The sequence below is a fragment of the Pseudomonas rhizoryzae genome, assembly GCF_005250615.1.
Taxonomy (GTDB): Bacteria; Pseudomonadota; Gammaproteobacteria; order Pseudomonadales; family Pseudomonadaceae; genus Chryseomonas; species Chryseomonas rhizoryzae.
The window spans coordinates 168,090-188,289 of sequence record NZ_SULM01000011.1 but is presented as its reverse complement, the minus strand read 5'-3'; the positions used below and the strand labels follow the sequence as shown (position 1 = coordinate 188,289).

Below are 20,200 nucleotides of genomic sequence, written 5' to 3'. Positions count from 1 at the left end.
CCGTCTCTTTCGGAAATTTTTGCAGCTAGCAGCCATCTAGTGCGACGAGCGGTGTGTGGTCGGTGAGCTATAGACAAAAGAAACCCCGCCGAAGCGGGGAATCTCTTCAGACTCTTCTATTGGCAGCCTCGTAAACCTCGTCGTCACGTCTGGCCCCTACGCATAGAACCAGTATGATTTCTGTGCCTTCAATCCTGTAAACGATGCGTACATCGCCGGTTCTGATCCTTCGATACCCTGCGAGGGCACCACGGAGCGGCTTGCCAATTTTTTCAGGTTCACCTTCAGCGATCCGCTCCCGGATGACTTTCAGTACCCTTCTCGCCTCAGCTTTGCCTAGCTGGACGAGATCTTGCTCGACATCAGGGTGAAACCGAACGCTCCATTTCATCAGCCTTCGCCTATTCGAAGCGAGCCTCCATGTCCTCAAGGCTCACTGTCTTCTGTTTGTCCAAGGTGGAAAGGCGCTCAATGGCGAGGCGTTCAGCACGTAGGTCTTCGAGTTCGTCTTGCAGAGCTTGATAGGTCTCTACTCCTACCAACACTGCAGCCGGCTCGTTGTCCTTGAAAATCACCAGGTGAGTGACCTCACCACTGGTAACCTCCTTCAATTTCGCGCTAAAGCCTCGAACCATTGCTGTAGCGGACACCGCCTGTTCAGCCCGGTCTAGGAGTGCACTCATGCGCTGTGGCCTCAATTCATCAATTAGCGTTAGGTAAGTGTGATCGTCTAAGTCAATTCGGTTGTCGTGTCGGTGCGATCAAAGTATTTAGCTTGGTCATAGGTATGGCACGCGCAAACTCATGATACACAAAATTATGCGTAAGAAAATACAAATATTTGAAGGTCGGTCTGATCCGTATGATGGAGCGCTTGTAGGTGATCAGTCAGACCAGCGAAGGAGGGCATCTCCTAAGAGGAGCTAAATTTCCTCCGTTGACCAATTGCCTAGCCAATGCCATCTCGACCGAATCACCATCCTGGCTCAACGCAACGAGCCCTGACTCTGGAACGTCTCCCGACGTGCTTTGAGCCACTGCGATCTTCTTGGCCATCAGCTGCAGGCAGGTGATCTGCGAGCTGCCGGCATAGCGGAAGAACAGCACTCGTACCGCCTGCTTCTGACCGATCCGACACGACCGTCGCGTTGCCTGCTGCAGGAAGACGATGGTCGGGAAGTCCAGCAGATCCAGCCCAGACTTCGCCAGCTCCCGGTTAGTGATCAGCACGCCGACGCCACGATCTACTTGGTCGAGAATCCAATCCTCGCGCGGGCTGTGTCCACCGAGGCACGCAGTACCGCTACCTTCAGACCAGCCGGCTCAAGCGATTGCTTGAGCCGGCTGGTCGTTTCCCGGGGGCCGCTGTAGACGGTATAGGCCAGAACCTTGCGGCCTAGCGCCGTCTCCTGACGGCACAGCTAGATTTGTCGTATTGCTAGTGTCGTGTTTGCTGCGTCATTGCAAATTTGTGCAAAAATTTGCCCAGTCCGTCATCAGCGCTCTGCGTTTTTCGAGAAGATCGGACCGTGAATAGGCTGCCTCCGTCTGATCGCGCTCATCGTGGGCAAGCGCAAGCTCGCAAACCTCTCTTGGGTAGCTTGTGCACTCGTTTGCCCAGTCCCGAAAGGTGGACCGGAAGCCGTGTCTTGTGATGTCTTCATACCCCAGCTTGTGCAGCAGATTGCGTATTGCATTGCTGTGCATGACGCCGCTCTTTCCCCGTCCGGGAAATAGATATGTCGAATGATTATTATTCAGTATCTCCAGCATTTCGATTGCCTGACGTGGCAGAGGGATGACGAAGCGTTTCCGCATCTTCATTCGCTCAGCAGGTAGAGCCCAGGCTTCTGCTTTGAGGTCGAATTCAGACCATTGAGCATGTTGGATCATGTGGTGTCGCGCGCCAGTTAGGATCAGCAGCCTGGCGGCGACGGCGTCACGCGTCTCGATTTTGGCCAGGGCAGCTATCAGCTTTGGGGTGTCTTGCCATTGCAGTGCTGGGAAGTGCTGGCGCTGCCTGGCTTTCTTTTTCTCTGCTTTGCTGAGCAGGTTGTCTAGATGACCGCGCCAGCGGGCAGGATTTTCCCCCTCGCGTAGGCGCCGGGCTTTGGCTGCATCCAGTATCTGTTCGATCTGGCCGCGGACTTCATCGGCGGTGCGAGTCTTGGTCGCCCAGATGGGGCGCAAGACAGCCAGCACTTGGTCAGTACCTATGGCGTCCGCAGGCAATTTACCCATGCTTGGGAAGGCGTAGAGCTCCAGCTTACGTAGCCAGCCTTTCCGCCATTTTTCAGACCAGCTGCCCCCATGTGCCTGCTGGTAGTCGCGAGCCAGATCCTCGAACGTAATGCGACGTGCTGCGGCTTGGCGCTCTGCCTCGCGCTTGGCTTGCTTTGCAGCATCGCGAGCTGCGAGTGGGTCGCTTCCTAAGGCAAGGAGCTTGCGCTGGTCGGCGGCCAGCTGGCGGGCTTGGCTGAGGGTAACGGCAGGGAAGGGGCCTAGCCCCATTTCGCGGCTTCGGCCGTCGAGTTTATAGCGGAAGATCCAGCTTGTGCCGCCGCTCTTTGAGACCTGGAAGTAGAGGCCGTCGCCATCGTTGGTCTTGCCTGGCGTTGCAGCTTTGACGATCGACTCCACGGTCTTACTGGTCAGCTTACCCATTGTTCCTCCTCTAACCCACACCCCTGGACCCACATTCTGACCCACACCTTGGGCGTGGATTTTGTAGGTTCTCGGTGGATGTCCTTGGACGAATGCTAAGCTGTAAGCCGCGTGGTTGCTAGCCTGCTTGGATGTCGATGGATTTCTTCGGATAACAAAAAAGCCGGCTTGTGGCCGGCTTTCGGGGGCGGGTTGAGCTGATTTTTGGTGAGCCCGGCCCGCCCGGGTTGCCCTTGCCGGGCAGGTGAGAAAGAGGCCTTGGCCTCGGGCGGCGATCGGCAGATGGCGGATCGCCGCGGGGTCGCGGATGGCGACGAGGTGTGCAGGGTAGTCGCTTTGCCGCCGGATAGGAAGCCCGGGATGGCCGAGGTGACATCCAGAAACGGAAAAGCCCGGCGAACCGGGCTTTTCGAGCGGGACGCGGATCAGCCTTTGTAGGCGGCCACGGCCTTGGTGATCTCGGCGCGGGCGGCGTCGGCATTGCCCCAGCCTTCGACCTTGACCCATTTGCCCTTCTCCAGATCCTTGTAGTTCTCGAAGAAGTGCTTGATCTGCTCCAGCAGCAGGGCCGGCAGATCGGTGTATTCCTGCACGTCCTTGTAGAGCACGGTCAGCTTGTCATGGGGGACGGCGATCAGCTTGGCGTCACCACCGGCTTCGTCGGTCATGTGCAGCACGCCGACCGGACGGGCGCGGATCACGGCACCGGGGGCGACCGGGTAGGGGGTCACCACCAGCACGTCCAGGGGATCGCCATCATCGGCCAGGGTGTTGGGGATGTAGCCGTAGTTGGCCGGGTAGAACATGGGGGTGGCCATGAAGCGGTCGACGAAGAGGGCGTCGCTGTCCTTGTCGATCTCGTACTTGATCGGCGCGTGGTTGGCCGGAATCTCGATGGCGACGTAGATGTCGTTCGGCAGGTCTTTGCCGGCGGGAATCTTGCTGTAGCTCATGAATGGGTCCCTCTAGTCGGTTGGGAAAAGTGGCCGGGAGTATAGGCGCTTTCAGAGCGGGGTTCGAGCCTCGGACCCCGGGGTTGCCGGCTGTTGCACGCTCGCCAGGCTGGCGGCGAGACGGGTACGTGGATCCTGGCGGAACAGCTGCTGGAACTGCCAGTAGACCTGCGGATAGTGCTCGTCGAGCACGTCGGGCGCGCTGAAGAAGTACTCGCAGGCGACGGCGAAGAATTCCTCGGGGCTCTCCGCGGCGTAGGGATCGAGCGCGGTCTCCGCCTCCGGGTCGGCTTCGAGTTGGCGGTTGAGGTCGTCGTAGGCACTTTGCAGGGCCTGGGTCCAGGCGGCCTGGGGCATGCCCTCGTGCAGCGGCGGCTGGCCGTTGCACAGGCCACCGGCGAGCAGGTCGATGAGGTGGGCGAATTCGTGGATGACCAGGTTGTAGGCCTCCCAGCCGCCGCTGGCCTGGACGCCGGGCCAGGCCAGGATCACCTGGCCGCGATCCCAAGCCTCGCCGTCGCGTTCATCGTCCCACTCATGTTCGAGGCCGCCCTCGTCGCGATAGCGCTGGGGACTGACGAAGGTGTCCGGGTAGACGACGATCTCGCGCACGTTCGGGTAGAGCGCGGCTTCCGGTAGGTGCAGCAGGGGCAGCAGGGCCTGGGCGGCCAGTAGCAGGCGGTCACCGTCGTCCAGTTCCAGGCCTTCGAGCAGCGTCAGGCGCTTTTCGGCGAGGAACAGCACACAGTGTTCGCGCAGCCAGACGTCCTCATCAGCGGTCAGGCCATCGAGGATGGGCAGGCGCTGGTGCAGGCGCGCCCAGAGTTCGTCGGCGATGGCCACCCGCTGCAGCAGGCGCCGCTCGCGCCAGGTGCGCCAGAAGCCCAAGGACTCAGGCCCCGCTCTGCACCGCGGCGCGCCGGCTCTTGATCAAGCCGAGGATCATCGGCAGCAGGGAAATGCCAATGATGGCCAGCACCATGAGGGTGAGGTTCTGCTTGATGAAGGGCACGTTGCCGAAGAAGTAGCCCAGGCTCACCAGGCCGCCGACCCACAGCAGCGAACCGAGCACGCTGTAGCCGAGGAAGTAGGGATAGTGCATGCGCCCCACGCCAGCGACGAAGGGGGCGAAGGTGCGAATGATGGGCAGGAAGCGCGCCAGGGTGATGGTCTTGCCGCCGTGGTGCTCGTAGAAGGCCTGGGTGCGCAGCAGGTAGTCGCGGCGGAACACCTTGGAGTGGGGATTGCTGAACAGCTTGTCCCCGGCGAAGCGGCCGATCAGGTAGTTGGTGCTGTCGCCCGCCACCGCGGCGAACATCAGCAGGCCCGCCAGCAGATAGGGGTCCATGTTGCCGAGGGCGGACAGGGCGCCGGCGATGAACAGCAGGGAGTCCCCTGGCAGGAAGGGCGTGACCACCAGACCCGTCTCGCAGAAGATCACGGCGAAGAGGATGGCGTAGATCCAGGCGCCGTATTGGGCGACCAGGCCGCTGAGGTAGACGTCGAGGTGCAGGATCAGGTCGATCGGGTTGAATTCCATGGGCGTGCCTACCGAGTGTGCGAGGGTCCAGCGGCGATTATAAGGGCAGTCGAGACCGGGTTTTGTGGCCTGGTCGAGATCGACACGGGGAAAAATCGCCAGCCGCTCAGAGGTCGAGGTAGGACAAAGGTTCACTCCCGCGCCTATCCCGGCGCGGGAGTGTCGGACTGGTCACGATCTGCTGCGCGTCGGCCAACCTGCGTTGAAACTGCCCTCGGAATGCTCATTTACCTTTTGTAAACTCCGCTTCCTCGGGCAGTTTCGCCTTGGTTGGCTCTAGCTCGCGAGATCGTGAGCTTTCTTTATCCGAGCGCCATATCGATCACCACCCTCCCCTCGATGCCGCCTTCATGCATGCGGGAGAAAATGGCGTTGATGTTCTCCAGGGGCTCGGCGCTCACCGTGGCCTTGACCTTGCCCTCGCCGGCGAAGTCCAGCGCCTCCTGCAGGTCCAGGCGGGTGCCGACGATGGAGCCGCGCACCGTGGTGCCGTTGAGCACCATGTCGAAGATCGACAGCGGGAAGTCGCCCGGTGGCAGGCCGTTGAGGGCGATGGTGCCGCCGCGGCGGGTCATGCCGATGGCCTGTTCGAAGGCCTTGGGCGAGACCGCCGTGACCAGGGCGCCGTGGGCGCCACCGATCTCTTTCTTCAGGTAGGCGGCCGGGTCCTGCTGGCGGGCGTTGACCGTCACCTCGGCGCCCAGCCGGCGGGCGAGGTCGAGCTTCTTGTCGTCCACGTCCACCGCCGCCACGTTCAGGCCCATGGCCCGGGCGTACTGCACCGCCATGTGGCCGAGCCCGCCGATGCCGGAGATCACCACCCAGTTGCCGGGCTTGGTGTCGGTCATCTTCAGGCCCTTGTAGACGGTGACCCCGGCGCAGAGGATGGGCGCGATCTCGACGAAACCGACATTGTCCGGCAGGCGGCCGACATAACCGGCATCGGCGAGGGTGTATTCGGCGAAGCCGCCGTTCACTGAATAACCGGTGTTCTGCTGGGATTCGCAAAGGGTTTCCCAACCGCCCAGACAGTGCTCGCAATGACCGCAGGCGGAATACAGCCAGGGCACCCCGACGCGGTCGCCTTCCTTGACGTGGGTGACCCCGGCACCGACCGCCACCACATGGCCGACGCCCTCATGGCCGGGGATGAAGGGTGGATTGGGCTTGACCGGCCAGTCGCCCTCGGCGGCATGCAGGTCGGTATGGCAGACGCCGCTGGCGGCGATCTTGACCAGTACCTGGCCGGCGCCCGGGGTGGGCACCTCGACTTCGCGGATTTCCAGGGGTTGGCCAAAGGCGGTGACGACGGCGGCTTTCATTGTTTTAGGCATGACGAGTCCCTCATGGATACATGATGCGTGGATGAAGCCAGACGGAGCCTGCGCCGGGATGCACCGGTCCACCGCGGGTGGCCTTGCGTCTAGCGTCGGCCATCCACGGGGAGCGGGTGTTGATCCAGGTCAGGTAGGAGGCGCACCCCGACTTCCTGCTGGGGCGCGCGATCCAGGCGTCGTACTAGGAGCGGCTCTGGCGCCTGCGCAGCCGTCTGGAGGCTGCGCCTGACGCCTTGCTGGCCGCTCTTAGAAGAAGCCCAACGGGTTGATGTCGTAGCTGACCAGCAGATTCTTGGTCTGCTGGTAGTGGTCGAGCATCATCTTGTGGGTTTCCCGGCCGACGCCGGATTTCTTGTAGCCACCGAAGGCGGCGTGGGCGGGGTAGAGGTGGTAGCAGTTGGTCCAGACGCGACCGGCCTTGATGCCGCGACCCATGCGGTAGGCGCGGTTGATGTCGCGGGTCCAGACGCCGGCGCCGAGGCCGAACTCGGTGTCGTTGGCGATGGCCAGGGCCTCGGCTTCGTCCTTGAAGGTGGTCACGCCGATCACCGGGCCGAAGATCTCTTCCTGGAAGACGCGCATCTTGTTGTGGCCCTTGAGCAGGGTCGGCTGGATGTAATAGCCGCTGGCCAGGTCGCCCTGCAGTTTCTCGACGTTGCCGCCGGTAAGGAATTCTGCGCCTTCCTGACGGGCGATCTCCAGGTAGGAGACGATCTTCTCGAACTGCTGCTGGGAGGCCTGGGCGCCGACCATGGTATCGGTGTCCAGCGGATCGCCGCGCTTGATCTGGGCGATTTTCTTCATCACCGCCTCCATGAAGGGGGCGTAGATGGATTCCTGCACCAAGGCGCGGGACGGGCAGGTGCAGACCTCGCCCTGGTTGAAGAAGCCCAGTACCAGACCTTCGGCGGCCTTCTCGATGAAGCTCGGCTCGGCCTGCATGATGTCTTCGAAATAGATATTGGGCGACTTGCCACCCAGCTCCACGGTGCTGGGGATGATGTTCTTGGCCGCGCAGGAGAGGATGTGCGAACCCACCGGGGTGGAGCCGGTGAAGGCGATCTTGGCGATGCGGGTGCTGGTGGCCAGGGCCTCGCCGGCCTCCTTGCCATAGCCCTGCACCACGTTGAGCACGCCGGGCGGCAGCAGGTCACCGACCAGTTCGACGAACAGGGTGATGGACAGCGGGGTCTGCTCGGCGGGCTTGAGCACCACGCAGTTGCCGGCGGCCAGCGCCGGGGCCAGTTTCCAGGCGGCCATCAGCAGCGGGAAGTTCCAGGGGATGATCTGGCCGACCACGCCCAGGGGTTCGTGGAAGTGGTAGCTGGCGGTGGTGTCGTTGATTTCGGCGGCGGTGCCTTCCTGGGCGCGGATGCAGCCGGCGAAATAGCGGAAGTGGTCGGCGGCCAGGGGCACGTCGGCATTGAGCGTCTCGCGCACGGCCTTGCCGTTGTCCCAGGTTTCGGCGACGGCGAGTTTTTCCAGGTTCTGTTCGATGCGGTCGGCGATCTTGAGCAGGATCAGCGAGCGTTCCTGCACCGAGGTGCGGCCCCAGGCATCGGCGGCGGCATGGGCGGCGTCCAGGGCGCGCTCGATGTCGGCGGCGTCGGAGCGGGGGAATTCACCGATCACCGAGCCGTTCACCGGCGAGGTGTTGGTGAAGTACTGGCCCTTCACCGGGGCGACGAATTCGCCGCCGATGTAGTTGCCGTAGCGGGCTTGCAGGGTGACGAGGGCGTCTTGGGTGCCGGGGGCTGCATAGCGCATGGTGGGTCTCCTGGTTGTTTTTGTTAGGAAGAGCGGCGCTCCCTCTTGCAGCAAGGCACGGGCCAAGTCCGGCTAACCCGCATGGTGACGGACTTTTGCGTGGCAGCAGGCGGTGCGGTCACCTGTCACTGTGACAGAGGTGTAATCCCTCGCCGTGACAGCCTGTCACCTGAGGGTGACAGAGTGCCCAGTCCCGCCGATTTGGCCTATGCTGGAGACCGCAGACGCCCCGCGGAGGATAATTACAATGCCCGCCACCCCGTCCGATCGGCATGCCAGCCAGGTGCTCGACCTCGCCCGCGGCGCCGTCCTCGATGGCCCCGCCAGCGATCCAGCCATCGCCCGTTCCTGGCGGCGTTGTCTCGACGAGCATCATCTGGATCCGGCCGCCCGCATGGCGCCCTGGGTATTGGAACGCGCGCGTTTCGACGAGCACCGCGAGCGCCAGCAGCGCGTCCTGCACATCGCCCGTGGCCAGATGAATTCGTTGCACCAGCAACTGGGCGGCGCTGGCCATGCCGTGCTGCTCACCGATGCCCGTGGCCTGATCCTCGACTGCGTGACCGCCGAGGCCGAGCGCGAGATCTTCCAGCAAGCCGGCCTCTGGCTGGGCGCCGACTGGAGCGAGGCGTGCGAAGGCACCAATGGCATCGGTACCTGCGTGGTGGAACGCCAGGCACTGACCATCCATCGCGACGAACACTTCCGCAGCCGCCATACCCAGCTCACCTGCTCGGCCAGCCCGGTGTTCGATCCGGCCGGCGAGCTGCTGGCGGTGCTGGACGTTTCCACCGCCCGCCAGGAAGCCTCGCGCCAGGGGCAGTTCCACACCATGGCGCTGGTCAATCTCTCGGCCAAGCTGATCGAGAGCTGCTATTTCCTCGACCGCTACGCCGACGGCTATCTGCTGCGCTTCCATGCCCAGGCGGCCTATGTCGGTCTGCTCAGCGAAGGGCTGCTGGCCTTCGATGGCGAAGGGCGCATCAGCGCCGCCAACGAGACCGCCTTGATGTTGCTCGGCCTGGCCCGCGCGGCGGTGGTGGGGCAGGCGATGACGGACCTGTTCGAGCTGCGCCTCGACGACCTGCTGGAGCGCGCCCGACCGCAACCCAGCGCCTGCTGGGCGCTGCGCGGACGCCAGGGGCAGGGCTTCCATGGCCTGGTGCGTGGGCCTCAGGTGCGTCCGGTCTCCCCGGTGGCGGTGCCCAAGCCTTCCGCACCCAGCGGCATCTGCCTGGGCGATCCGGCGCTGGCAAGGGATTTCGCCCGGGCGCTCAAGGTCTTGGAGCGTGATGTACCGGTGCTGCTGCACGGCGAGACCGGCACCGGTAAGGAGGCTTTTGCCAGCGCCCTGCACCGTGCCAGCAGTCGCGCCGGCAAGGCCTTCGTCGCCCTCAATTGCGCGGCCATCCCGGAAACGCTCATCGAGAGCGAGTTGTTCGGCTATCGCGGCGGCAGCTTCACTGGAGCGCGCAAGGAAGGCATGGCCGGCAAGCTGCAACAGGCCGACGGCGGCATCCTCTTTCTCGACGAAATCGGCGACATGCCGCTGGCGCTGCAGACGCGCCTGTTGCGGGTGCTGGAAGAACGTCAGGTGGTCCCCTTGGGCGGCGGCGCACCACGGGCTCTGGACCTGCGACTGATCAGTGCCAGCCACCGCGACCTGGACGCCCTGGTGGCGGCCGGCAGCTTTCGCGAAGACCTCTACTACCGCCTGCGCGGCCTGGTGGTGACCCTGCCAGCGCTGCGCGACCGCAGCGACCGTGACGCGCTGCTCGACCAATTGCTGGCCGAAGAGGCACGCGGCGAGCCCATCCACCTCGATCCCGCGGCGCGCGCCTGCCTGCTGGCCCAGCCCTGGCCCGGCAACGTCCGCCAGTTGCGCACCGTGCTGCGCACCCTGGTGGCCCTGAGCGAAGACGGCCAGATCGGCCTGGACGAACTACCGGCCGACTGTCGTACCACGGCGCCCCGCGTCCCGGCTGACCGGGCACCGGTCGACAGTGCCCGGGAGGAGCTGCGCGCGGTGCTGGAGGATTGCCACTGGCAGATGACCCGCGCGGCCAAGCGGCTCGGGGTGAGTCGCAATACCCTCTATCGGTGGCTGCATCAGCACGGTCTGCAGCGCCCGCAGGACTAAGAGCCTGTTCAAAGGCTACTGCGCGTCGGCCAAACGGCGTTGAAAATGGCCTGGGTCGCCAGCCCGGTCAGAATGTTCATTTACCAGTTATAAACTCGAGCGCGAGCCCGGTCCGCTTCCTCAGCTATTTTCGCGGGGCCGCCTAGGCCTTGTTTGTCTCTAGCTCGCGCGCCTTTGAACAGGCTCTAACGCGTCGCCTTCTGGCAGAGATGGGCGATGCAGGGCGAGACGAACAGCCCGCCGCGGTAGGCGCCGGCCAGGGTGCGGCTGGCGACCAGGGTCCACAGCAGGACCAGTGCCACCACCAGTGCTGCACCCAGGCCGGTGAAGAAGGGCGCGGCCAGGGCCTCGCCCAGGCGCAGGGTGGTCAGCGCATAGACGCCTAGGGGAAAGGTGAAGCCCCACCAACCCAGGTTGAAGGGCATCCCCTGGCGGGCATAGCGCCCGGTGATCAGCAGCGCGAGCGCCAACCACCAGAGACCCAGGCCCCACAGCAGCACCGCGCCCAGCAGCCCCAGGCCCCGAACGACCTCGCCCACCACCGCCAGGCCATGGACCGTCAACACCGCGGGGGCGTCGGCGCCCAATACCAACAGGCCCAGGGCACCGGTGCCAATCGGGCCCAGCGCCAGCCAGCTCGACGCCGCCATGCTGGCCGGCGGCAACTTGTGCAGCGCCAGGCGCAGCAGCAGGATCACCAGCAAGCTCAGGGCGACGGGCACCGAGTAGGCCCACAGCACATAGCTGGCGATGAGCACCGTGAATTGCTCGCCAGCCGCCAGGTGCGGCACCAATAACCCGCCGCTGGCGGCGGCCACCTCAGCGGCCACCACGGGCAGCAGCCAGACGGCGGTCATCTGATCGATGCGGTGTTCCTGGCGGGTGAACATCAGGTAGGGGATCAACACTCCGCAGGCTAGCGCCATGGCCGCATCCAGCCACCAGAGCCCGACGGCCAGGGGCAGTACGGCCTCACCCCAGCGCGGCAGGCCGAACAGCAGTAGGCCATTGATCAGCGTCGCCAGCCCCATGGGGATGGTGCCGAAGAACATGGAGACGGTCGCATGGGCGAAGATCTGCCGCGCCTCGTCGAAGAACAGTAGCCAGCGAGTGGCATAGAGCCCGGCGAACAGCACGAACAGCAGCGCGTTGAGCAGCCAGAGGCCCTCGGCGATCTGGTGCAGTCCCGGGAGGGGTATGGGAAAGGCGGCCAAGGCGAGGGCCAGGATGCCGGTGCCCATGGTCACGGCGAACCAGTTGGGGGTGAACTGGCGGATGACGTCCAGCGGGCGGCTCAGCTGGCTCAGGGGCTTGCATCCCTGGGGTAGGGCAAGAGGCATGGTAGGGCTCCGGGAAGGAATGACCCTAGCCTAGGGGAGCTCATTTATCATTATAAATGAATGATTTTAAAATATTAATCTATGCGATGAATAAGGCGCTGCCCGGGTCGCAGGACAGCGCCTTGAGCTCAGGGCTTGGCGACGTGCCAGACCTGATTGAAGCCTTCGCCAGTGGTATCGCCCGGCTTGCTGTCCTTGACCCAGGTGTAGAGCGGTTTGCCCTGGTAGGCCCACTGCTGGCTACCGTCGTCACGGGTCACCAGGCTGTAGCCATCGGCGGCCTTGGCTCCGGCGTCGGCCTTGAGCGGCGGCCAGTTCTGGGCGCAGCCGCCATTACAAGCGGACTTGCCCGCGCTGTCCTTGGCGAAGGTGTAGAGCGTCATGCCTTTGGCGTCGACGAGCACCTTGCCCAGGGTGGTGTCGGCGACCTTGGCCGGTGCGGCGGCGAGGGCCAGTCCGGCGAAGGAGAGGGTTGCAGCAGTGATCAGCAGGCGTTTGAGCATGGTCGACCTCTTGTGGTTGTCATTAGGGCGAACGGACCTACGAAGGTGCACAGGCATCCGGCTAGCCGCGATGCTTATCGCACTCTAATCGAAATCCATGGCGACTTCGCTACCGTTACCCAGGGGGATCCGCGACGGCCATCGCTCCGGCCGCGTGGCCCCCCGTGCTAACCTTGCCGCCGTTCAAATCCGTAGCGGAGCCCGTCTTTCATGCACATCCACATCCTCGGTATCTGCGGCACCTTCATGGGGTCGCTCGCGGTGCTGGCCAAGGAAGCCGGCCATCGCGTGACCGGCTCCGATGCCAACGTCTATCCGCCCATGAGCACCCAGTTGGCAGCCCAGGGCATCGAGCTGACCCAGGGTTACGATCCGGCGCAACTCGATCCGGCGCCGGACCTGGTGGTGATCGGCAACGCCCTGTCGCGCGGTAACCCGGCGGTGGAATACGTGCTGGACAAGGGGCTGCCCTATGTCTCCGGTCCCCAGTGGCTGGCCGAGCATGTCCTGCAGGGGCGCTGGGTGCTGGCCGTCGCCGGAACCCACGGCAAGACCACCACCACCAGCATGCTGGCCTGGGTGCTGGAGCACGCCGGCATGAGTCCGGGCTTTCTAATCGGCGGGGTGCCGCAGAACTTCGGTATCTCGGCGCGCCTGGGTGGTACGCCCTTCTTCGTGGTGGAAGCCGACGAATACGACAGCGCCTTCTTCGACAAGAGATCCAAGTTCGTCCACTACCGGCCGCGGACCACCATCCTCAACAACCTGGAATACGATCACGCGGACATCTTCCCGGACCTGGCAGCCATCGAGCGGCAGTTCCACCATCTGGTGCGGACCATCCCCAGCACTGGTCTGATCATCCATCCCACCGCCGAGACGGCCCTGGTGCGGGTGCTGGAGATGGGCTGCTGGACTCCGGTGCAGACCACCGGTGAAGGCGGCCAATGGCAGGCCCGCCTGCTGGCCGAGGACGGCTCGCGCTTCGAGGTGCTGTTCGACGGCGAGGTGCAGGGCACCGTGGCCTGGGAACTGACCGGCCAGCACAACGTGGCCAATGCCCTGGCCACCCTGGCCGCGGCCCGTCACGTGGGCGTGGTGCCAAGCCTTGGCGTCGCCGCCTTGAGCGAATTCCGTAGCGTGAAGCGGCGCATGGAAAAGGTCGCCGAGGTGCGGGGCGTGACCGTCTACGACGACTTCGCTCATCATCCCACCGCCATCGCTACCACCCTGCAGGGCCTGCGCGCCCGGGTCGGTCGCGAGCGGATCATCGCCGTCATCGAACCGCGTTCGAACTCCATGAAGCTGGGCGCCCATCGCGACGGCCTGCCGGCCAGCGTCACCGAGGCCGACAGCGTGGTCTGGTACGCCCCGCCGAATCTGGGCTGGGACCTGGCCGGGACCGCGGCGGCCTGTGCCGTGCCCGCCGTGGTCTGCGACTCCCTCGAAGCCATCATCGCGCGCGTCAAGGCCGAGCTGGACGGGCCCACCCACGTGGTGATCATGAGTAATGGCGGTTTCGGCGGCCTGCACGGCAAGCTGGCCGCAGCGCTGGAGCACGCCTGATGGCCGGCCCGGAACGCATCACCCTGGCGCTGACCGGCGCCTCCGGTGCCCAGTACGGCCTGCGCCTGCTGGATTGCCTGGTGCAGGAAGAGCGCGAGGTGCATTTCCTCATTTCCAAGGCGGCGCAGCTGGTGATGGCCACCGAGACCGACGTGGTGCTGCCACCCAAGCCCCAGGCCATGCAGGCCTTCCTCACCGAGTACACCGGCGCGGCGCCGGGCCAGGTGCGGGTGTTCGGCCAGAGCGACTGGATGGCGCCACCAGCCTCCGGCTCCAGCGCTCCAGCGGCCATGGTGGTCTGCCCCTGTTCCACCGGCACCCTCTCGGCCATCGCCACCGGGGCCAGCAACAACCTCATCGAGCGCGCCGCCGACGTGGCGCTCAAGGAACGGCGACAGCTGATCCTGGTGCCGCGCGAGTCGCCGTTTTCCAGCATCCACCTGGAAAACATGCTCAAGCTGTCCAACCTCGGCGTGACCATCCTGCCGGCCTCGCCAGGCTTCTACCACCAGCCGCAGACCCTCGACGACCTGGTGGACTTCGTGGTGGCGCGCATCCTCAACACCCTGGGCATTCCCCAGGACATGCTGCCGCGCTGGGGCGAACATCATCTGTCCGGCAGTGATGACTAGGTTCTGTACGAAAAGTCGCCGAGCGAAGGTCAGGCAAGGCAAAAATCAGCGAGGAAGCGAAGTTTACGAATGGTAAATGAGCACTCCGAGCTGATTTTTAACGCAGCATCACCGAGCGCAGGCAGTTTTCGTATAGAACCTAGGGCCGTCGCGCGCCTCGGCCTGCTGCTGGTGGCCGTCCTGGCCCTCGGCGGCTGCGCCACGGCGCGCACCCTGGACGCCGCCAAGCCCGGCGCGCCGGTGGTCTATGCCGGCACCCGGCTAAATCTCTATGCCCTGCAGGGCGGTTGCTGCGCCCAGGAGCGCTTCGGCGCCGAAGCTCCGGCCTGGCCGGTACTGGACCTGCCCGGCAGCGCCCTGCTCGACACCCTGCTGCTGCCGCTGTCCCTGCCCGCTGCCATTGGTGGGCGGGGCAGTGTGCGCGGCGGCCTCTAGAAGGCCTTCAGCAACTCGCCGAGCGTTGCCATCGCTGCCTCGCTGCGGGCATCCCAGGGATGCCCGCAATTGAGTCTGATGCAGTGGCGAAAGCCCTGTTGCGCGGAAAAGATCGGTCCGGGTGCCAGGCTGATACCCTCGGCCAGCGCCTGGCGATAGAGCACCAGGCTGTCCACGCGCCTGGGCAATTCGAACCAGAGAAAGTAACCGCCCTGAGGCTGACTGATCCGCGTCTCGGCGGGGAAGTAGCGGCGCGCCGCGGCCAGCATGGCCTGGCACTGGCGGTCGAGAGTCAGCCGCAGCCGGCGCAGATGGCGATCGTAGCCGCCGTGCTGCAGATAGTCCGCCAGGGCGGCCTGGGCCGGCATCGAGGGGGTGATGGTGGTCATCAGCCGCAGCCGGGCGACGGCGCCGGCCTGGCGTCCGGCGGCGATCCAGCCGATGCGGTAGCCGGGGGCGAGGCACTTGGAGAAAGAGCCGCAGTGCAGCACCAGACCGTCGGTATCGAAGCGCTTGACCGGGCGGTGCGGTTCGCTGCCGCTGTAGAGCTCGGCGTAGACGTCGTCTTCCAGCAGCGGGACCTGATGGTGTTGTAGCAGACCATAGAGGCGCTGCTGGGCACTGTCGTCGAGACTGACGCCAGTGGGATTCTGCAAGCCGCTCATGAACCAGCAGGCCTTGATCGGCAGACGACTCAGGGCTTCTTCCAGGGCATCCAGGTTGAGGCCGCGCTCGGCATCGACCGGAATCTCCACCGCCTTGAGCTGCAGCCGTTCCAGCACCTGCAGGCTGGCGTAGAAGGCCGGGCTTTCCACCGCCACCAGATCGCCGGGGCGGGTCAGACTCTGCAATCCCAGGTTGAGGGCCTCTAGGGCGCCATGGGTGATCACCAGCTCTTCGCCGACCTCGGGCATGCCGGCCAAGCCATAGCGCCGGGCGATCTGCCGGCGCAGCTCGGGATGGCCGGGGGTGACGTAGGCGGTGAGATCCTGGGCCGGCAGGTCGCGCAGCCCATGGGCCATGCTGCGGGCCAGCCGCGCCAGGGGAAAGAGATCGGGGCTGGGAAAGGCCGAGCCGAAGGGCACGATGCCCGGGTCCTGCAACGATTGCAGCACCGAATACACCAGATCGCTGACCGCGACCTCGGTGCCTTCCAACGGCGCCAGCAGCGGCGCTGCGTCAGGTGATCGGGCCGGCTCGCGGACGAAATAGCCGGAGCGCTCGCGGGCTTCAATCAGGCCGCGGCTCTCCAGCAGGTAATAGGCCTGGAACACCGTGGACGGGCTGATGCCATGGGTCTGGCTGGCGCTGCGCACCGAGGGCAGGCGATCACCGGGGGCGAGTACGCCGGAGGTCATCAGGGTGGCGAGCTGGTCGGCGAATCTTTCGTAGCGCTTCATGCAAGGCCAGGGCAGGGGAGACCGTCACTATAGCCAGGCTGGCTCCATCTGATCCGGTTTTTCCGGGGGTTACCTGCTGCTGTGAAGATTGCTGTCTTAGGAATAGGCTGTACCCCATCCCTTTTGGCATCCCACGGAGGCAGCCATGGACGATGGCATCTTCATGATTCTTTTCAGCCTGCTGGCCCTTATTCTGCTCGGCGGCGGCTACTACGCCTGCGTTGTGCTGAACAAGGATCGCCGCGACGTGGAGAAGAACGATCAGCTGCGCTGATCGCCCAGTTCGCAGACATCCACCCAGCGCGCCTCGCTGAGTTCGGCCAGCCGCTCCGGAGTAAGGCGCACGGCGCTATGGATGGCGCCCGCGGCCGGTAGCACCTCGTCGAAGGCCTTCAGCGACTCGTCGCAATAGACCGGCAGCGGCGTGGCCAGCCCGAACGGGCAGACACCGCCGACCGGGTGCCCGGTAAGCCCTTCCACGGTGGCGGCATCGAGCAGCTTGGCCTTGCCGCCGAAGGCGGCCTTGAGCTTGCGATTGTCCAGCCGGGCATCGCCGCGGGCGACCAGCAGTAACTGCTGCTCCCCGACTTTCAGTCCCAGGGTCTTGGCGATCCGCCCCGGCTCCACGCCATGGGCGGCGGCGGCCAGGGTGACGGTCGCGGTACTGGTGGTGGCCTCGAGGATCTTGAGATCAGGCGCGATGCGGGCGAGGTGCTGGCGGACAGAGTCGAGGCTCATAGCGCTGCCTAAGGTAGGGAAAGAGCCAACCGTGCCGTCTCAGCAGGCTTCTGTCCAGTTTTCACAGGCCAGGCCATCAACCCTGCTGAATTCGCGCAGGTTGTCGCTTACCAGGATCAGCCCTTGGGCGCGGGCATGGGCGGCGATCCACAGATCGTTATTGCCGATGATCTTGCCCTGACGCTCCAGCTCGGCACGGATGGCGCCATAGTGTTCGGCGCAATCCGCATCCAGCTCGAGCACGGCGATCTGCTGTCGCAGTTGCTCCAGGATCGCTTGCGTGCGTTCGGGCTGCTGACTCTTGGCAGCACCATGACAGAGTTCGCCCCAAGTAATCACAGACATCGCCAGTTCATCGCGCCCGTGTCGGGCGAAGCGTTCGCGGACCTGCGGTGGATTATGCTTGGCGATATAGATGCAGATGTTGGTGTCCAGCAGATAGCGGGCAGGCATCAGAGCTCTTCCCGTACCTGCGGTGGACTGTCTTTCCGTTCCAACGTCGACAGCGACAGCGCGGCCAGGGTGTCGAAGATGTCGACTGCGCTGGGCCGCAACTCTCGCAGGACGATCTCGTCGCCGCGGCGGAAGATTTCTACCCGATCCGATTCGAAACGAAATTCCTTTGGTAGGCGTAAGGCCTGACTGTTACCGGATTTAAAAACTCGGGCTTCGGCCATGAGCGACTCCTGGCGGCGTATATACATTTGAGTATATACGCCGCCAGGGTCTGATCAAGCTTTCGTCAACACTCCACGAAGGTCACGGCCAGACCGCCGCGGGAGGTTTCCTTGTATTTGTCGTGCATGTCCGCGCCGGTTTCCTTCATGGTGCGGATCACTTGGTCGAGGGAGATGAAGTGCTCGCCATCGCCCCGCAGCGCCATCTGGGCGGCGTTGATCGCCTTCACCGCGGCGATGGCATTGCGCTCGATGCAGGGCACCTGCACCAGGCCGCCCACCGGGTCGCAGGTCAAGCCCAGGTTGTGCTCCAGGCCGATCTCGGCGGCGTTTTCCAGTTGCGCGGGGGTTGCCCCCAGCACCTCGGCCAGGCCGCCGGCGGCCATGGCGCAGGCTGAGCCGACCTCGCCCTGGCAGCCCACTTCGGCGCCGGAGATGGAGGCGTTCTTCTTGCACAGGATGCCGATGGCGGCAGCGGCGAGCATGAAGCGCACCACGTCGTCGTCGCAGGCGTCCGGGTTGAATTTCATGTAGTACATCAGCACCGCCGGGATGATGCCGGCCGCGCCATTGGTGGGGGCGGTGACCATACGCCCGCCGGCGGCGTTCTCCTCGTTCACCGCCAGGGCGAAGAGATTGACCCATTCCATGGCGGATAGAGTGGAGCCGATGACGTTGGGCTTGCCGATGGCTTGCAGACTCTGGTGCAGGCGGGCGGCGCGCCGACGGACCTTGAGACCGCCGGGCAGGATGCCTTCATTGCGCAGGCCGTTATCGACGCACTCGCGCATGACGTTCCAGATGCGCAGCAGACCACTGCGGATCTCTTCCTCGGAGCGCCAGCTCTTCTCGTTCGCCAGCATCAACTCGGCTACGCCCAGGCCATGGGTACGGCACAGGTGCAGCAGCTCGGCGCCGCTGGAGAATTCGTAGGGCAATTCGGTGGTGTCGCTGTCGAGCACGCCGCTGGCGGCCTGCTCGGCGTCCACCACGAAGCCGCCGCCGATGGAGTAATAGGTGGCTTCGGCCACTTCACCGGTGGCGCCGAAGGCGGTCAGGGTCATGGCATTGGGGTGGTAGGGCAGGTTCTCGTCCAGCAGCAACATGTCTTCCTGCCAATCGAAATGGATCGGCTGGGTACCGGCGAGCAGTAGCTGGCGCTCGTTGCGCAGGGCTTCGATGCGCGGTTCGACGGCGGCGGGATCGACCCGATCCGGCCATTCGCCCATCAGCCCGATTAGGGTGGCGCGATCGGTGCCGTGGCCCACGCCGGTGGCCGACAGCGAGCCATAGAGGCGCACCTCGACGCGCTTGACCTGCTCCAGCAGGCCTTCGTCGACCAGGCGCTGGGCGAAGAGGGCGCCGGCCCGCATCGGTCCCACGGTATGGGAGCTGGACGGACCCACGCCGATTTTGAACAGGTCGAAGACGCTGATGGCCATGACGATAATTCCAAGGTGAGCTTGAATGGGCGCCAGACAGGGTGCCGGCGGATGGCTCATAGTGGTGATTAGCCGTCCTCTCGCACAAACGAAAGCTTCTAAGCGATCCTTTAGCGGAACTCATCGATGAGCCGGATCCTCAACGCCCAAACCCAGGCCTGGCTGCAGGTCTTCGCCTGCGCCGCCCGGCATCTGTCCTTCACCCGCTGCGCCGAAGAGCTGCATGTGACCCCTGGGGCCATCAGTCAGCAGATGCGCCAGCTGGAAGAGCGCCTGGGCTTCAAGCTGTTCCATCGCGTGGCCCGCGGCCTGGAACTGACGGCCGAGGGGCAGCGGCTGGCGACCACCCTGAATCAAGCCTATGGACTGATCGACGCCGAGTTGCGGCGGCTCAATGCCGGGCAATTCGGCGGGGTGGTGCGGCTCAGATCGATTCCCTCGTTCCTCGGCAAATGGCTGACGCCGCGTCTGCCGCGGCTACAGGAGCGTTTTCCGGACCTGCAATTGCGGCTGGTGGCCGAAGACAGCAGTTGGTCGCTGCGCGAGGGTGAATTCGATCTGGCCATCGACCTCAACGACGGCAGCTATCCGGGCCTGGCCTCGACGCCGTTGATGGAAGAGGAGATCTTTCCGGTCTGTGCACCCGGTCTGCTGCAAGGACGGCCGCCGCTGGAGCGGGCGGAGGATCTGGAGTTCTATCCGCTGCTGCACGACATCACCGCCTGGCGCGGCAGCTACGAATACGCCGAGTGGGAGTTCTACCTCGCCAGCATCGGCGCGCCGGCGCTGGACGTGCGGCGTGGTCATACCTTCAATCGCAATCATCTGACCATCGAAGCGGCCATCGCCGGCATGGGCGTGGCCATCGCCCGCCGCGCCCTGATTACCGACGAACTGGCGCGTGGCGTGCTGGTGATTCCGCCGTTCGGCCGCTCGGTGCCGGCGCAGAAGAGATACATGCTGCTCTATGCCCAGGGCGCCCTGGCTGATCCACGGCTGCGCGCCCTGCATGATTGGTTGGTGCTGGAGGCCGATCAGATGGTGCTGGCAAGGCCGGCGTAGGAGC

General features: G+C 64.6%; 21 protein-coding genes and 1 pseudogene. 6 read left to right on the top strand and 16 right to left on the bottom strand.

The window, feature by feature from the left end; translation table 11 throughout:
* Positions 1-106 precede the first annotated feature (106 nt).
* The 9 genes and pseudogenes from FAZ11_RS18855 to exaC form a co-directional block, all read right to left on the bottom strand.
* Positions 107-391, bottom strand: coding sequence for a type II toxin-antitoxin system RelE family toxin (locus FAZ11_RS18855; protein WP_081049670.1), 285 nt, complete (start codon positions 389-391; stop codon positions 107-109).
* A gap of 10 nt (positions 392-401) precedes the next feature.
* Positions 402-635: a type II toxin-antitoxin system Phd/YefM family antitoxin gene (locus tag FAZ11_RS18850; RefSeq protein ID WP_158295288.1), complete on the bottom strand. Its 234-nt coding sequence runs from the start codon at positions 633-635 to the stop codon at positions 402-404.
* A gap of 253 nt (positions 636-888) precedes the next feature.
* Positions 889-1,421, bottom strand: a pseudogene (locus FAZ11_RS18845) (DEAD/DEAH box helicase); the annotation flags it as partial.
* Positions 1,422-1,458: 37 nt separating this feature from the next.
* Positions 1,459-2,664, bottom strand: a complete 1,206-nt coding sequence (locus FAZ11_RS18840; protein ID WP_058767693.1) for a tyrosine-type recombinase/integrase — start codon at positions 2,662-2,664, stop codon at positions 1,459-1,461.
* 425 nt (positions 2,665-3,089) lie between these two features.
* Positions 3,090-3,617 carry an inorganic diphosphatase gene (ppa, locus tag FAZ11_RS18835; protein WP_058760816.1) on the bottom strand — a complete coding sequence of 176 codons (528 nt, stop codon included), beginning with the start codon at positions 3,615-3,617 and terminating at the stop codon, positions 3,090-3,092.
* 51 nt (positions 3,618-3,668) lie between these two features.
* Positions 3,669-4,505 carry a M90 family metallopeptidase gene (locus FAZ11_RS18830; protein ID WP_058760815.1) on the bottom strand — a complete coding sequence of 279 codons (837 nt, stop codon included), beginning with the start codon at positions 4,503-4,505 and terminating at the stop codon, positions 3,669-3,671.
* Between the two features lie 4 nt (positions 4,506-4,509).
* Entirely contained in the window at positions 4,510-5,157 is a 648-nt protein-coding gene (locus FAZ11_RS18825; RefSeq protein ID WP_058760814.1) for a DedA family protein, read from the bottom strand.
* A 302-nt stretch (positions 5,158-5,459) separates the two neighbouring features.
* Positions 5,460-6,491: an alcohol dehydrogenase AdhP gene (gene adhP / locus FAZ11_RS18815; RefSeq protein WP_058760813.1), complete on the bottom strand. Its 1,032-nt coding sequence runs from the start codon at positions 6,489-6,491 to the stop codon at positions 5,460-5,462.
* A 249-nt stretch (positions 6,492-6,740) separates the two neighbouring features.
* A complete protein-coding gene (gene exaC / locus FAZ11_RS18810; RefSeq protein ID WP_058772863.1) occupies positions 6,741-8,261 on the bottom strand; it encodes an acetaldehyde dehydrogenase ExaC in 1,521 nt (506 codons plus the stop codon).
* 247 nt (positions 8,262-8,508) lie between these two features.
* Here exaC and FAZ11_RS18805 point away from each other — a divergent pair, with 247 nt between their 5' ends.
* Positions 8,509-10,401: a sigma-54-dependent Fis family transcriptional regulator gene (locus FAZ11_RS18805; RefSeq protein ID WP_058772864.1), complete on the top strand. Its 1,893-nt coding sequence runs from the start codon at positions 8,509-8,511 to the stop codon at positions 10,399-10,401.
* 185 nt (positions 10,402-10,586) lie between these two features.
* On the opposite strand, the gene FAZ11_RS18800 is transcribed toward FAZ11_RS18805, so the two are convergent.
* Complete coding sequence (locus tag FAZ11_RS18800) at positions 10,587-11,741, bottom strand: TDT family transporter (RefSeq protein WP_058772865.1); 1,155 nt, start codon at positions 11,739-11,741, stop codon at positions 10,587-10,589.
* A gap of 128 nt (positions 11,742-11,869) precedes the next feature.
* Positions 11,870-12,244, bottom strand: coding sequence for a COG4315 family predicted lipoprotein (locus FAZ11_RS18795; RefSeq protein WP_058772866.1), 375 nt, complete (start codon positions 12,242-12,244; stop codon positions 11,870-11,872).
* 210 nt (positions 12,245-12,454) lie between these two features.
* On the opposite strand from FAZ11_RS18795, the gene mpl reads away from it, so the two are divergent.
* The 3 genes from mpl to FAZ11_RS18780 all read left to right on the top strand — a co-directional run bounded on the left by mpl (position 12,455) and on the right by FAZ11_RS18780 (position 14,877).
* A complete protein-coding gene (gene mpl / locus FAZ11_RS18790) occupies positions 12,455-13,810 on the top strand; it encodes a UDP-N-acetylmuramate:L-alanyl-gamma-D-glutamyl-meso-diaminopimelate ligase (RefSeq protein WP_058772867.1) in 1,356 nt (451 codons plus the stop codon).
* Complete coding sequence (gene ubiX / locus FAZ11_RS18785; protein ID WP_058767686.1) at positions 13,810-14,442, top strand: flavin prenyltransferase UbiX; 633 nt, start codon at positions 13,810-13,812, stop codon at positions 14,440-14,442. Before mpl ends, ubiX begins: the two co-directional genes overlap by 1 nt.
* Positions 14,443-14,604: 162 nt before the next feature.
* Positions 14,605-14,877, top strand: coding sequence for a YceK/YidQ family lipoprotein (locus FAZ11_RS18780; protein WP_137279534.1), 273 nt, complete (start codon positions 14,605-14,607; stop codon positions 14,875-14,877).
* On the opposite strand, the gene FAZ11_RS18775 is transcribed toward FAZ11_RS18780, so the two are convergent.
* A complete protein-coding gene (locus FAZ11_RS18775; RefSeq protein ID WP_058772868.1) occupies positions 14,874-16,277 on the bottom strand; it encodes an aminotransferase-like domain-containing protein in 1,404 nt (467 codons plus the stop codon). The genes FAZ11_RS18780 and FAZ11_RS18775 overlap by 4 nt on opposite strands.
* A 145-nt stretch (positions 16,278-16,422) precedes the next feature.
* On the opposite strand from FAZ11_RS18775, the gene FAZ11_RS25225 reads away from it, so the two are divergent.
* Positions 16,423-16,551: a hypothetical protein gene (locus tag FAZ11_RS25225; RefSeq protein ID WP_007161186.1), complete on the top strand. Its 129-nt coding sequence runs from the start codon at positions 16,423-16,425 to the stop codon at positions 16,549-16,551.
* On the opposite strand, the gene FAZ11_RS18770 is transcribed toward FAZ11_RS25225, so the two are convergent.
* The 4 genes from FAZ11_RS18770 to FAZ11_RS18755 all read right to left on the bottom strand — a co-directional run bounded on the left by FAZ11_RS18770 (position 16,539) and on the right by FAZ11_RS18755 (position 19,134).
* Positions 16,539-17,015, bottom strand: coding sequence for a YbaK/EbsC family protein (locus tag FAZ11_RS18770; RefSeq protein WP_058772869.1), 477 nt, complete (start codon positions 17,013-17,015; stop codon positions 16,539-16,541). The genes FAZ11_RS25225 and FAZ11_RS18770 overlap by 13 nt on opposite strands.
* A gap of 39 nt (positions 17,016-17,054) precedes the next feature.
* Positions 17,055-17,468 (bottom strand): type II toxin-antitoxin system tRNA(fMet)-specific endonuclease VapC, encoded by a 414-nt coding sequence (gene vapC / locus FAZ11_RS18765; protein WP_058772870.1) that lies wholly within the window; start codon positions 17,466-17,468, stop codon positions 17,055-17,057.
* Positions 17,468-17,692 carry an antitoxin gene (locus FAZ11_RS18760; RefSeq protein WP_058760802.1) on the bottom strand — a complete coding sequence of 75 codons (225 nt, stop codon included), beginning with the start codon at positions 17,690-17,692 and terminating at the stop codon, positions 17,468-17,470. Before FAZ11_RS18760 ends, vapC begins: the two co-directional genes overlap by 1 nt.
* Before the next feature lie 65 nt (positions 17,693-17,757).
* Positions 17,758-19,134 (bottom strand): L-serine ammonia-lyase, encoded by a 1,377-nt coding sequence (locus FAZ11_RS18755; protein WP_058767681.1) that lies wholly within the window; start codon positions 19,132-19,134, stop codon positions 17,758-17,760.
* Between the two features lie 126 nt (positions 19,135-19,260).
* On the opposite strand from FAZ11_RS18755, the gene FAZ11_RS18750 reads away from it, so the two are divergent.
* Positions 19,261-20,196 (top strand): LysR substrate-binding domain-containing protein, encoded by a 936-nt coding sequence (locus tag FAZ11_RS18750; protein ID WP_058760800.1) that lies wholly within the window; start codon positions 19,261-19,263, stop codon positions 20,194-20,196.
* Positions 20,197-20,200: the final 4 nt, after the last annotated feature.

What these genes read in the sequence shown, in the direction of transcription:
- FAZ11_RS18850 (WP_158295288.1), bottom strand. Translation starts at nt 635, where the DNA reads ATGGTTCGAGGCTTTAGCGCGAAATTGAAGGAGGTTACCAGTGGTGAG.
- vapC (WP_058772870.1), bottom strand. Translation starts at nt 17,468, where the DNA reads ATGCCTGCCCGCTATCTGCTGGACACCAACATCTGCATCTATATCGCC.
- exaC (WP_058772863.1), bottom strand. Translation starts at nt 8,261, where the DNA reads ATGCGCTATGCAGCCCCCGGCACCCAAGACGCCCTCGTCACCCTGCAA.
- FAZ11_RS18855 (WP_081049670.1), bottom strand. Translation starts at nt 391, where the DNA reads ATGAAATGGAGCGTTCGGTTTCACCCTGATGTCGAGCAAGATCTCGTC.
- FAZ11_RS18760 (WP_058760802.1), bottom strand. Translation starts at nt 17,692, where the DNA reads ATGGCCGAAGCCCGAGTTTTTAAATCCGGTAACAGTCAGGCCTTACGC.
- FAZ11_RS25225 (WP_007161186.1), top strand. Translation starts at nt 16,423, where the DNA reads ATGGACGATGGCATCTTCATGATTCTTTTCAGCCTGCTGGCCCTTATT.
- ppa (WP_058760816.1), bottom strand. Translation starts at nt 3,617, where the DNA reads ATGAGCTACAGCAAGATTCCCGCCGGCAAAGACCTGCCGAACGACATC.
- FAZ11_RS18840 (WP_058767693.1), bottom strand. Translation starts at nt 2,664, where the DNA reads ATGGGTAAGCTGACCAGTAAGACCGTGGAGTCGATCGTCAAAGCTGCA.
- FAZ11_RS18825 (WP_058760814.1), bottom strand. Translation starts at nt 5,157, where the DNA reads ATGGAATTCAACCCGATCGACCTGATCCTGCACCTCGACGTCTACCTC.
- FAZ11_RS18750 (WP_058760800.1), top strand. Translation starts at nt 19,261, where the DNA reads ATGAGCCGGATCCTCAACGCCCAAACCCAGGCCTGGCTGCAGGTCTTC.
- FAZ11_RS18805 (WP_058772864.1), top strand. Translation starts at nt 8,509, where the DNA reads ATGCCCGCCACCCCGTCCGATCGGCATGCCAGCCAGGTGCTCGACCTC.
- FAZ11_RS18755 (WP_058767681.1), bottom strand. Translation starts at nt 19,134, where the DNA reads ATGGCCATCAGCGTCTTCGACCTGTTCAAAATCGGCGTGGGTCCGTCC.
- FAZ11_RS18800 (WP_058772865.1), bottom strand. Translation starts at nt 11,741, where the DNA reads ATGCCTCTTGCCCTACCCCAGGGATGCAAGCCCCTGAGCCAGCTGAGC.
- FAZ11_RS18770 (WP_058772869.1), bottom strand. Translation starts at nt 17,015, where the DNA reads ATGAGCCTCGACTCTGTCCGCCAGCACCTCGCCCGCATCGCGCCTGAT.
- FAZ11_RS18775 (WP_058772868.1), bottom strand. Translation starts at nt 16,277, where the DNA reads ATGAAGCGCTACGAAAGATTCGCCGACCAGCTCGCCACCCTGATGACC.
- mpl (WP_058772867.1), top strand. Translation starts at nt 12,455, where the DNA reads ATGCACATCCACATCCTCGGTATCTGCGGCACCTTCATGGGGTCGCTC.
- ubiX (WP_058767686.1), top strand. Translation starts at nt 13,810, where the DNA reads ATGGCCGGCCCGGAACGCATCACCCTGGCGCTGACCGGCGCCTCCGGT.
- adhP (WP_058760813.1), bottom strand. Translation starts at nt 6,491, where the DNA reads ATGCCTAAAACAATGAAAGCCGCCGTCGTCACCGCCTTTGGCCAACCC.
- FAZ11_RS18795 (WP_058772866.1), bottom strand. Translation starts at nt 12,244, where the DNA reads ATGCTCAAACGCCTGCTGATCACTGCTGCAACCCTCTCCTTCGCCGGA.